The sequence below is a fragment of the Mesorhizobium escarrei genome (assembly GCF_935825525.1).
GTDB classification, from domain to species: Bacteria; Pseudomonadota; Alphaproteobacteria; order Rhizobiales; family Rhizobiaceae; genus Mesorhizobium; species Mesorhizobium escarrei.
This window is the reverse complement of the sequence record NZ_CAKXZT010000119.1, coordinates 217,130-228,790: the sequence shown is the minus strand read 5'-3', so window position 1 is coordinate 228,790 and position 11,661 is coordinate 217,130. Positions and strand designations below refer to the sequence as shown.

Sequence of the window (11,661 nt, the reverse complement as noted above, 5' to 3'; positions counted from 1 at the left end):
CAAAGAACAGACATCGCAGACGCGCTGTCGTGGCCCGTACGCTTTTGGCTTCGGGGCCGTTCGAGTGTCGCTCACGCGGCTCTCTTGAATTTCGCAGAGGGCAGATCTAGAAGCGAACTTCTTCGTCGCCAGCGGCGCACCGCCCTCGTTGGTGAGGCGTATATAGTCGTCGCGCGTTCAAAGTGTCAACAACGATTTCGGTCTTTTTTGAATTTTTTGCGACGAAAGATTGCGGCGCCGATTTTCGGTAGCCGACTTCCGCGGCGGCATGGGGATAACAAAGCCGACCACCACCACGGAGCCCTATTGCCGCCGCATTGCGGTTTGACACCAAGGCCACGAAGCCGGCTGCATGCACCACCGGCGCGGCGCCTTATAAGAGACTGTAAGAGGGCCACTAAGAGAGAAGTATGACTGGGGATCTCGGCCGAAGCCAGGCGCTTCGTTGACTTCGCCCGCCGTGACAGGCAAATGTCATGACCACAACAAAAGCGACAAGCCGTCCCGCCCGGGGAAGAAGCAGCCTTTCTGGATGCCAGATACGGAAAATGTCATAGCCGAACTCGGCAACGAGCCGCCGCTGATTGCGGACGGTCGCAGTGGCCCGCCCGACCGGCGCGAGGTTTCGGCGCGCTGGCTGTCGGGCACTTTTCTTACTGGCGTGACGTCGAGCGTGCTGATGGGCGTGGCGCTGTTCGCAGCCCTCGACGGCCGTCAGCAATTGGCGACGCCGCCCGAGATCGCCGAACTGATCAGCCTTGCAAGAGGCGACGATTCCGGCGAGATCGCCAAGACCACCAGGCTGGTGGCGCCGCGCCAGATCGCCAGGGCCAAGGACCGCCGGCGCATGGAAGTGCCGATGGTGACCAAGGTCGGCGACCGCGATGTCATCCACACCATGCCTTTCGTGCAGATCAAGATGGCGCTTGCCGCCGGGCACACGACCAGCCGTGCCTATCCGCCTTTCAATCCGATGCAGGTGTTTGGCGACGACCGCGACGGCAATGCCGGTCAGCCGGCGACCGCCGCCGCCGGCCAGATCTATGGCGCCAAGGTCGAAAGCGAGCTGAGCCTGAAGACGGTCGATTTCCCGATCGAGACGGCAGCGTTCGACGAAAAGAGTGACTTGTCCGCCGACGAGGTGGAAAAGGTGGTGCGCGAGGCCGGCACGGGTCTGAGCGACGGCGCCGTGCAGGTCGCGTCGCTGCATTATGTCGACCCGCAGCGCTTCGGCGATGCATTCGCCGAGAGCATGGCCGGCTCCTACGACGTCAGGATCGTTCCGGAAAACGTCTCGGTGTCGCCGCGTGCTGCCCCCGACGATCAGGCGCCGGCCTTCGCCGAGGAGATCATCCCCTTCACCAGGGACCGCAACATCGTCGAGGCCTTCGCCGATTCGGGCTATACCGGCGAGGACGCCACCGGCATGGCCGAGGCGATCGCCAAATTGCTGAATGCGACAGCGCTCAAGGCGGGAACCGTGCTGCGCGTCGGCCTCGAGATCCATGGCGACGCCGCCAAGGTCGTTCGCACCGGCATCTACGACAGGGCCCAGCATATCGTCACCATCGCGCTCGATGATCACGGCCAATATGTGCCGGCGCAGGAGCCGGAGCCCAATCCCGAATTGCTGACCGCGTTCGATGATTCGCCGCCGGTGGTGGTGCGCGGCAATCTGCCGAACGTCTATGACGGCATCTACCGCGCCGCCTACTCCTACGGCATGTCCAAGGCGATGACCAAGCGGCTGATCAAGCTCCTGGCGTCCGGCGTCGATTTCCAGTCGCGGCTCAATCCGTCGGACCGCATCGAGGTGCTGTTCTCGCAGCCGGACGGGGACGACCGGGCATCCGACGAATCCGAGCTGCTCTACGTCTCGGCGAGCTTCGGCGGCACGACGCGCAATTTCTACCGGTTTCGGATGCAGGACGGCAGCACCGACTATTTCGACGAGGATGGCCGCAGCGCCCAGCAATTCCTGCTGCGCAATCCCCTGCCCGCAGGAAAATTCCGCTCCGGCTTCGGTGCCCGCAGGCATCCGATCCTCGGCTATGTGCGCATGCATACCGGCGTCGATTGGTCAGCCGCCATCGGCACGCCGATCATCGCCGCCGGCAACGGTGTCGTCGAGAAAGCCGGCTGGGCCGGCGGCTATGGCAAACAGATCATCATCCGTCATGCCAATGGCTACGAGACCTCCTACAATCACCAGAGCGCTTTTGCCAAAGGCATCGCGCCGGGCGTGCGCGTCCGCCAAGGCCAGACCATCGGCTTTCTCGGCCAGACCGGCCTCGCCACCGGTCCACATCTCCACTACGAGCTGATCGTCAACGGCACCAAGGTCGACCCGATGCGCGTTCGCCTGCCGGTCGGCAAGGTGCTGAAGGGCGACGACCTCGTCGCCTTCAAGCGCGAGCGCGGGCGCATCGATGATCTGCTCAAGCAGGAAGACAATGATTCGCTGAAGGTCGCGAGCGCCAAGATCGAAGGCTGAGCCGAGTTGGCCCTTTGCGGGCTGCTCAGTTCTGCGGAGCCTCAGATCCACGTGGCCATGGCAGTCGCTCGCCGGAAACAGTTGTCCACGCCACGATCGCCGAGAGCAGGCAAAGCAGCGCGGTCACCAAGGCGACGGCTGCGAACGCTGCGTCGCTGGCGGCCAGCCTTGCTGCATCGAGATCCGGTGCCGGGCCTGCCGGCGCCGGTTCGCCGAAACCCGGAATGCCGGATGCGGCACCGCTGTTCAGCGCTGCCGCATAGACCCAGGCCGCCAGTGACCCCATCGCCGCCACTGCGATCAGGCCGCCAATGCGCGAGACGGCATTGTTGATTCCCGAGGCAGCACCGGTATCCTTGTCCTCGACCGCCGTCATCACCGCCGTCGACAGCGGCGACACCACCAGCGCCATGCCGAGCCCCATCAGCGCCATCAGCGGAAACACGCCCCACCAGAAACTGTGGATGCCGGCATAGGCCAGCAAGGCAAGCCCGGCAAAGGCGACAGCGACGACGAGACTGCCGCTGGCGATCGGAAAACGCGGACCGATCCGGTCGGACCACTGGCCGACCGGCCCCGACAACAGCGCGATCAAGACCGACAGCGGCAGGAAGATGAAGCCGACCTCGGCGGCGCTCAGCCCCCATCCGGCGATGAGCAGCATCGGCAGATAGAACAGGTTGGCCGACAGTGCGAAATAGAGGAAGAAGGTCGCCACATTGGCGCCGGCGAAGGCGCCGACCCGAAACAGCGAGAGATCGATCATCGGTTCGCGCTGCCGGCGCTCGAAGACAATGAACATGATGAGCAGCACCGCGCCGGCGGCAATGCTCGGGCCCGACATTTGCCCCTCGCCCTCTGCGCCCATCGAAGTCAAGCCGTAGGCAACCGCTCCGAACGCCAAGGTGGCGAGTGCAGCGCCGCCGAGATCCAGGCTGCGCTTTTCGGTCGGTGCGTCGGCCGGGACCTTGGCGAGCAGAAGATAGATCGAGACAAGACCAAGCGGCAGATTGACCGCGAAGATCACCCGCCAGATGCCGTCGCCGAAGGCCGACAAGACAACGCCGCCCAGCACCGGGCCAAGCGCCATCGTCAGTGCCGAGGCCGCCGCCCAGATGCCGATCGCCCTGCCGCGCTCCTTCTTCGGATAGGCCTTGGCGATAATGGCGAGGCTGCCTGGCACCATGATGGCAGCACCGATGCCCTGAACGGCGCGAAATGCAATGAGCATTGGCGGGTTCGGCGCCACCGCGCAGGCAAGCGAGGCGGCAATGAACAGCGCGATGCCTGCCACGAAAGCATGCCGCAGGCCAAAACGGTCGCCGGCGGCGCCGCCAACAAGAATGAGTGCCGAAAGCGTCAGCGCATAAGAGTTTGAAATCCACTGCGCCTCGGCGAAACTGGCGCCAAGATCGACGCGGATCGCCGGCGTGGCGATGGCCAGGATCGAACCGTCGATGAAACCGAGCGCGGAAGCCAGGATCGCCGCGATCAGCACGAACCTGCGCCGCGATTGCGGGCAAAACGTATCGGCCGGCAGCGGCCTGGTCAGGGGGACGGCGTCGGCGCCGACTTCGCTTGGAGAACGCATGAAGCCTGCTTAGAGACTGTTTCGAAATTCGCTCTGGCGAGTCATATGGTGGTGGTTTCGAGAACCGGGGCGCAGTGGATATTTGGGTCCGTGAGCACCGGAAGCGCAGAAAACGCCATCAGATGGCCGCCAGAGTAGAGTTTCCAAACGGTCTCTTAGCCCTTCTATGCGCTGGCGACAACCGGCCAGAGGACTGCTGTCGTTAAAACCAGGACAGGATCGGCACTTCGATGCCGTCGGCCCGCGGCTCCTTCGCTTGCGAAAATCACCGGCTGATTAATGCACGTCGCCAAAAAGCCTGCCCCCGGAGTGGAGCCAGGGGTGTGCAGGGATTTGGGATACGGCGCTTAAAGCGCGTCGCGTTTGACCAGCCTCATGCGACGCGCTTTAGGTTATCGTTTGATGCATGTCGCTATCGCAAAACCGTTGCACACTTTTGCGCGACATGCATTAGTCGATGAATTCCACCATGACGCCCGGCGAGACGATTTTTGCCAGTTCGCGCGCGTCCCAATTGGTCAGCCGCACGCAGCCATGGCTTTCGGTTTTGCCGATCTTGGAAGGGTCAGGCGTGCCGTGAATGCCGTAGGTCGGCTTGTCCAGCGCAATCCAGACCGAGCCGACGGGGCCGTTCGGGCCCGGCGGGATGGTCAGGATCTTGTTGTTTTCGCCCTGCTTGAAATTGATGTTCGGATTGTAGGTGTAGTTCGGGTCGAGAGCGACCCGCGACACCGCATGCGTGCCGGTGGGTGAAGGCGTGTCCGCCGAGCCGATGGTGGCTGGATAGGCCGCGATTAACTTGGCCGACGCGTCATAGGCGCGGACCTGCTTCTTGCCCTTGTCGGCGATGATGCGTGCCACCGGCGTGGCCACCAGCCTGCCGAAATTGGCGACCTTGATGATCGTGCCGGGACGGTTGAAATTGGCTTCCGGATTGAGCGCCTTCAGATAGTTCTCGTCCATGTGGAACCGCTCGGCCAGCGCTTCGGTGACTGAGGTGTAGCTCAGCCGTTCGAGCTGCGCCTTCTGGCCGTAGTCTTCCGGCACCGAGGCGACATAGGGCCCGGCCGCATCCTCGGGCGTGATGTTGTAGGAGGCGAAGGCATCGCCGCCGGATTGCTCAAGGGCCGCCTGGATGCCGACCACATCGGTCGACCGCAGATTGCTGCCGGTGATCTCGTTGTAGGCGGCGAGCGCCTTGTCGACATTCGAGCCGAAGCGCCCGTCGACGACGCCGGGCGAAGCGCCGGCGCGGTCGAGCAGCACTTGCAGCGCCGCGACCTCCTGGCGTGCACCGAGTGAAAGCGATGGATCAACGGCAGTCTTGCCGTCGATCTTTGGCGGCAGTGCCGCTTGGTCGCCCGGCGCCGTCGGCTCGACCGGTTCGATCGCAGCCTCGTTGAGCGGCTGGCGCTTGACGGTGCGCGGCTTTACCGGCTGCGGCGCTTCCGGATAATTGTTGCCATAGTTGCCGCCATCCAGCGGTGCTTCGGGAAAAGCGTCCACCGGATCGCTGTACGGATCATATTCATCGACCGGCGGTACGACGATCAGGCCTTCCTCTTCCAATTGCCTGCGGCGCAAGCGCGCCATATCTTCCGGATCGTCGAGATAATAGCGGTCGTCCTCGACCGGTCCGAGATTGCGTAAGCGCTCGCGGCGGAGTGCGCGGCGATCAAACCTGGTCTGCGGCGGCTGGATGGCAAGAACCTGGCCGGTTTCCGTATCGACGACGACGCGGTTTCCTCTGGCGTCGTAGTAGACGTCAAAATCGCCGTTCTGGGCGACCAGCACAGCATGGCTATCCGCGGCTCGGGCAGATCGCGGCGCGATGTCCTCCGTCGGCGCCGCCATTACGCCCGAAGAAAGCAGCCCGGCGGCGAGCGCCGAAAGGGTGAAGGTCGTGCGGAACATGTTGGCCAAATTCTCCGGTCCGTAATTGCCGCCGCCCGGCGTTGTCTCTTTAGAGCGCCACGCGTCCTTCGGACGCGCAGTGACGCTCCAACACTTAAAATCTCGCATCATGCTTTCCGAAAATCGAATTCGATTTTCGGGCCTGTGCGGCAGGCGAACCCCTTCGCCAGCAAATCAGTCGTCAACCATAGGGTTCCAACATGAACCGGGCATGAAGATGGCGGATTTCTGGCGGTGAGAGCAACATAGCTAGCTGGTGGCGAATCCCAATTCCTTACGCGCCTGCTTCGTCAGCTTGAGCACGACGAGACGGTGGCTTTCGCGCAGATAGTCCTTCAGCGCATCATCGTCCATGCTTTGGCTTGTCTGGCGCTGGATCCATTTCATGCCGCGTGAGGCAAGATAGGGCGCGGGCCGAAGGCCCGGCTGTTCCTTCAAGATGTCATAAGCGACGTCGGAGCATTTGAAGGTGACGAACGGCTCCTTGCCCTCGCTCCAACCGCCGATCGCAAAGACCTTGGCTCCGACCTTCCAGACATGAGCACCGCCCCACTGGACGACATGGGTCGCCGACGGCAGCGAGGCGCAGAAGCTGTTGTAGTCGTCCAACGTCATCTGCGCCCCGTTTAACGTTTTAATTATGTGGCGGCCTCGAAAATCAGGCCGCCGCCTCGGTCGCCACGACCGTCGGCTTCGACCGGAAGTTCAACCGGTCGGAACCTGCGGTGACCTTGACGGTCGAACTGTCGAGGATGTCGCCGAGCAGGATCTTCTCCGCCAGCGGATCCTGAAGGTCCTTCTGCATCACCCGCTTCAACGGCCGCGCGCCATAGGCCGGATCATAGCCCTTGGCGGCCAGCCAGTCGATCGCCTCCCGATCCAGCGAAAGCGTGATCTTGCGATCTGCGAGCAGGCTTTCCAGCCGCTTGAGCTGGATCTCGACGATGCGGCCCATATCCTGCCGACGCAGCCGGTGGAACAGGATCACCTCGTCGACGCGGTTGAGGAACTCCGGCCGGAACGACGCCCTGACGACACTCATCACCTCGTCGCGCACGACATCGACATCCTGGTTCTCGCCGAGATTGACCAGATATTCGGCGCCGAGGTTCGACGTCATAATGATCAGCGTGTTGCGGAAATCGACCGTGCGGCCCTGCCCGTCGGTCAGGCGGCCGTCATCGAGCACCTGCAGCAGCACGTTGAACACGTCCGGATGCGCTTTCTCGATCTCGTCGAACAGCACGACCTGGTAGGGCCGGCGTCGCACCGCTTCGGTCAGCGCACCGCCCTCCTCATAGCCGACATAGCCGGGAGGCGCGCCGATCAGCCGGGCGACCGAGTGCTTCTCCATGAATTCCGACATGTCGATGCGCACCATGGCGCTCTCGTCGTCGAACAGAAAGCTGGCAAGCGCCTTGGTCAGTTCGGTCTTGCCGACGCCCGTCGGTCCGAGGAACATGAACGAACCGATCGGCCGGTTCGGATCCTGCAGGCCGGCGCGGGCACGGCGAACGGCTTTCGACACGGCCTGCACCGCCTCGCCCTGGCCGACGACACGCTTGCCGATTTCGTCTTCCATGCGCAGCAGCTTGTCACGCTCGCCTTGCAGCATCTTGTCGACCGGAATGCCGGTCCAGCGCGACACGATGTGGGCGACGTGATCGGGGGTGACCACCTCTTCGACCATGCCGACCTTGCCGTCTTGCGCCTCGGCCTGCGTCAGCTTCTTTTCGAGCTCCGGAATCTTGCCATAGGCAAGCTCGCCGGCGCGCTGGAATTCACCGTTGCGCTGGGCGATGGCGAGTTCGTTGCGCGCCTCGTCGAGCTGTTTCTTCAGGTCGGCGGCGAGCCCGAGCTTCTGCTTCTCGGCCTGCCACTTCGAGGTCAGTTCGGTCGATTCCTCTTCCAGGTCGGAAAGATCCTTTTCGAGCCGGGCGAGCCGGTCCTTCGACGCGTCGTCCTTCTCGACCTTCAGCGCCTCACGCTCGATCTTGAGCTGCATGATGCGGCGGTCGATCTCGTCCAGCGCTTCGGGCTTCGAATCGACCTGCATCCGGAGCCGCGACGCGGCCTCGTCTACAAGGTCGATCGCCTTGTCCGGCAGGAAGCGGTCGGCGATATAGCGGTTGGACAGCGACGCTGCCGCGACCAGCGCCGAATCCGAAATGCGCACCTTGTGGTGCTGCTCGTACTTTTCCTTCAGGCCGCGCAGGATGGAGACGGTGTCTTCCACCGTCGGCTCATTGACGAAGACCGGCTGGAAGCGGCGGGCAAGGGCTGCGTCCTTCTCGACATGCTTGCGGTATTCGTCGAGCGTCGTCGCGCCGACGCAGTGAAGTTCGCCGCGTGCCAGTGCCGGTTTCAACAGGTTCGACGCATCCATGGCGCCATCCGCCTTGCCGGCGCCGACCAGCGTGTGCATCTCATCGATGAACAGGATGATGCCGCCAGCCGCAGCGGTAACTTCCGAAAGAACCGCCTTCAGCCGCTCCTCGAATTCGCCGCGATATTTGGCGCCGGCGATCAGCGATCCCATATCGAGCGCCATCAACTGCTTGTCCTTGAGCGATTCCGGCACGTCGCCATTGACGATGCGCAACGCCAGCCCTTCGGCGATCGCCGTCTTGCCGACGCCGGGTTCACCGATCAGCACCGGATTGTTCTTGGTGCGGCGCGACAGCACCTGGATGGTGCGGCGGATCTCGTCGTCGCGGCCGATGACCGGGTCGAGCTTGCCGGCGCGACCGTCGGCGGTGAGGTCGCGCGCGTACTTCTTCAGCGCGTCATAGCCCTGCTCGGCGCTCGCCGAATCGGCGGTGCGACCCTTGCGGACGTCGTTGATCACCTGGTTCAGCGCCTGTGGCGTCACGCCGGCCTTGGTGAGGATGTCGGCAGTCTTGGCGGATTTCTCGACCGCCAGCGCCGTCAGCAGCCGCTCGACCGTGACGAAGCTGTCGCCGGCCTTCTTGGCCAGGTCCTCGGCGGTCGAGAACACTTTGGCCAGCGGTTGCGCCAGATAGAGCTGGCCGTTGCCGCCCTCCACCTTGGGCATTGCCTCAAGTGCCGTCTCGACGCCCAGCTTGACGTCGCGGACGCTGCCGCCGGCGCGCTCGATCAACGACGCTGCCAGGCCCTCGTCGTCGTCGACGAGCACTTTCAATATATGTTCGGGGGTGAACTGCTGGTGGTTGCGCGAGAGAGCCAAGGTCTGCGCCGACTGGATGAAGCCGCGCACGCGCTCGGAATATTTTTCAAGGTTCATATCTGTCTCCTTCCGTCACCGGCCCGCTTTGCGGCACCGGATCAGATTGCGGTGACGGACCCGCCCGTTCGAGCCGGGTCCTGTTCACGCGAGATATGGGGCGCAAGCTACGGACCCTCAAGACGTCCCGATGACGGCGGACTCATAATATTCCGCGGGCGCACAAAGCAAAAACGGCGGAGATTTCTCTCCGCCGTCTAGGAATGTCTGAAGGCCCTGCTCGATCAGTTGTTGACGTCGATGATGGCGGGCTCGCCACCGGCGTCTTCCGCCGGAGTTGCATTTGCGTTATCGCCGCCAGCATTGTCGTTACCGCCATCCACCTGATCAGCATTGACGCGCGGACGGCGCGGACGCCTGGGGCGGCGGGCAGCGCCGCTTTCGGCAGCGGCTTCGTTCATCTCGGCCTGGGCAGCCAGAGCCGCCGGCGAAAAGCTGTCGAACTGCGGTGCGGGTTCGGCCACCGAAACAGGCTCGATCGCAGACACAGCTTCCGCCTGCACGGGCGTTTCGTTCTGAACCGGTCTCTCGTTGCGCCGGTTCTGATCGCCGCGCTGTCCGCCCTGCTCGCCGCGCGCACCAAATTCGCCGCGCTGGCCGTTCTGGCCGTAGCCGCCACTGGGGCGACGGTCGCGATGGCGGCCGACATTGTCGCGCCCGCCGGCATCGCGCCCACTGGCATCGCGCCCATTAGCATCACGATTGTCGCGGCCGTTTTCCTGGTTGAACGTCAATTCGGCCGGCGTGCCGTCGATGACCGGCTGCGGGCCTGCACCGTGGTTGACCACCGGAGCCGCAGTCTCGCCGACATTGTTGTTGCCGGCATTGTCGAACTCGTCCCGATCTTCGTCGCCGTCATCGTCGAAATCGTCGCGATTCTGCTGAGCGCTCTGGATCGGTAGCTGCGCCTGCGCGGCAGCGATGATGCGATTGTAGTGCTCGGCGTGCTGGAGATAGTTTTCCGCCATCACCCGGTCGCCGGAGCTTTGCGCGTCACGGGCAAGGGTTGCGTATTTTTCGGCGATCTGCTGAGCCGATCCGCGGATCTTCACATCCGGACCGTTGCTCTCGTAGTTGCGCGTCAGGGGATTTGGACCCTTGCGGTTATTGTTGTTGTTATTGCCGCCGCCATTGTTGTTGCGACCGCGCATGCGCCTGTTCTGCTGTTGTGGCCTCATTCGACTCTCTTCATTTTGAAATTTTCGAAAACTTTTTCACGAACGGAGGCGCTCATGCAGCCAGCCGTTTCGTCTCTTCACCGGCGTTCGCCCGCATCGATTGCGTTGGCGCCACGTGTCATCCTGTTCCGGTTACATCACTTGCCGGACGATTTCCCGCACGAAGCTTGGGCGTCGTTTGCGCAAGAAGGCAGCTATTTCCAAGGAAACCGAATCGCTAGGAGCACTGCCTGCTTCGTCTCATCCGGTTAAGGCGACCCTAGCCGCATTCCCCGGCATTGCCAAGCGGTTTTTTGCACTGCATCACGGGTTTGTCAGTTCAAAGATCAGAACCCTCTCGTTTCCGCCAAAGTCGCGGAATACCCCCGCCGGCATATAGCCGGCCGCGGAGAATATGCCCGTGACCTCTTTGCGTTGGGTGTGGCCGATCTCGACCGCAATCCTGCCCTCGGCTTCCAAAAAACCTGCCGCCTCGGCGGCGATGATTCTGTAGGAACTCAGACCGTCCACGCCACCATCGAGGGCTTGGCGTGGATCGAAATCGCGGACTTCGTCCTGCAGATTTTCAATGTCTATGGACGCTATATAGGGAGGGTTACCGGCAATTACATGGTATCGGCCAAAAACTTTTTCGAACCAGTCGGATTCGAGCACCTGGAACCGGTCGCCCAACCCCAATTCCCTGGCGTTGCGCATGGCGGTCGCCAGCGCCCCTTGCGAAATATCGACCCCGGTGGCGACCGCCGCCGGAACGGCGCTGAGCAGCGCCAGCGCGATGGCGCCGGTGCCGGTGCCGAGATCGAGGATGCGGCATTGGCCTTGCCGCTCTGCTGTCGCCTTCACGAAGGGCAGCACCGCTTCGACCAGCGTTTCGGTGTCCGGTCGCGGCTCCAGCGTTTCCGGTGACAGCGACAGGCGCAAGCCGTAGAATTCGCGATAGCCGAGGATGCGATGCACCGGCTCACCGGCAACCCGCCGTCTCAGGGCTGCATCGATCGCGGCAATCGCGGCGGCATCGACACTGCATTCGGGATCGGCGATGGCTTGTGTGGGGGTCGTGCCGGAAAGATGTTCGACGATCAGCCTTGCATCCAGCGCCGGGTCGGCGACTGCGGCCGCAGCAAGGCGTGCCCGCGCCGCTTTCAGCAGCAGCCCTAGTGTGGTGGATTTGAGGTTCCTGCTATTTGTTGGCATCAGCGTTCAGGAACCTCAAATCCAC

At 63.1% G+C, this 11,661-nt stretch carries 7 protein-coding genes; 1 reads left to right on the top strand and 6 read right to left on the bottom strand.

Annotation, left to right across the window (positions count from 1 at the left end):
- Positions 1-532: 532 nt before the first annotated feature.
- Entirely contained in the window at positions 533-2,494 is a 1,962-nt protein-coding gene (locus NMG80_RS12515; RefSeq protein WP_254018367.1) for a M23 family metallopeptidase, read from the top strand.
- Between the two features lie 25 nt (positions 2,495-2,519).
- Here NMG80_RS12515 and NMG80_RS12510 read toward each other — a convergent pair whose 3' ends face one another.
- From NMG80_RS12510 to prmC, 6 genes are all read right to left on the bottom strand, one after another.
- Positions 2,520-4,085, bottom strand: coding sequence for an MFS transporter (locus tag NMG80_RS12510; protein ID WP_254018366.1), 1,566 nt, complete (start codon positions 4,083-4,085; stop codon positions 2,520-2,522).
- 450 nt (positions 4,086-4,535) lie between these two features.
- Complete coding sequence (locus NMG80_RS12505) at positions 4,536-5,999, bottom strand: L,D-transpeptidase family protein (RefSeq protein ID WP_254018365.1); 1,464 nt, start codon at positions 5,997-5,999, stop codon at positions 4,536-4,538.
- Between the two features lie 249 nt (positions 6,000-6,248).
- Positions 6,249-6,614 carry an MmcQ/YjbR family DNA-binding protein gene (locus NMG80_RS12500; RefSeq protein ID WP_254018364.1) on the bottom strand — a complete coding sequence of 122 codons (366 nt, stop codon included), beginning with the start codon at positions 6,612-6,614 and terminating at the stop codon, positions 6,249-6,251.
- A gap of 43 nt (positions 6,615-6,657) precedes the next feature.
- Positions 6,658-9,264 carry an ATP-dependent chaperone ClpB gene (gene clpB, locus NMG80_RS12495; protein ID WP_254018363.1) on the bottom strand — a complete coding sequence of 869 codons (2,607 nt, stop codon included), beginning with the start codon at positions 9,262-9,264 and terminating at the stop codon, positions 6,658-6,660.
- 224 nt (positions 9,265-9,488) lie between these two features.
- Entirely contained in the window at positions 9,489-10,442 is a 954-nt protein-coding gene (locus NMG80_RS12490; RefSeq protein WP_254018362.1) for a DUF4167 domain-containing protein, read from the bottom strand.
- Positions 10,443-10,745: 303 nt separating this feature from the next.
- Positions 10,746-11,636, bottom strand: coding sequence for a peptide chain release factor N(5)-glutamine methyltransferase (gene prmC, locus NMG80_RS12485; RefSeq protein WP_254018361.1), 891 nt, complete (start codon positions 11,634-11,636; stop codon positions 10,746-10,748).
- Positions 11,637-11,661: the final 25 nt, after the last annotated feature.

Coding starts and splice junctions, on each gene's coding strand:
- NMG80_RS12515 (WP_254018367.1), top strand. CDS start 533: ATGCCAGATACGGAAAATGTCATAGCCGAACTCGGCAACGAGCCGCCG.
- NMG80_RS12510 (WP_254018366.1), bottom strand. CDS start 4,085: ATGCGTTCTCCAAGCGAAGTCGGCGCCGACGCCGTCCCCCTGACCAGG.
- NMG80_RS12505 (WP_254018365.1), bottom strand. CDS start 5,999: ATGTTCCGCACGACCTTCACCCTTTCGGCGCTCGCCGCCGGGCTGCTT.
- NMG80_RS12500 (WP_254018364.1), bottom strand. CDS start 6,614: ATGACGTTGGACGACTACAACAGCTTCTGCGCCTCGCTGCCGTCGGCG.
- clpB (WP_254018363.1), bottom strand. CDS start 9,264: ATGAACCTTGAAAAATATTCCGAGCGCGTGCGCGGCTTCATCCAGTCG.
- NMG80_RS12490 (WP_254018362.1), bottom strand. CDS start 10,442: ATGAGGCCACAACAGCAGAACAGGCGCATGCGCGGTCGCAACAACAAT.
- prmC (WP_254018361.1), bottom strand. CDS start 11,636: ATGCCAACAAATAGCAGGAACCTCAAATCCACCACACTAGGGCTGCTG.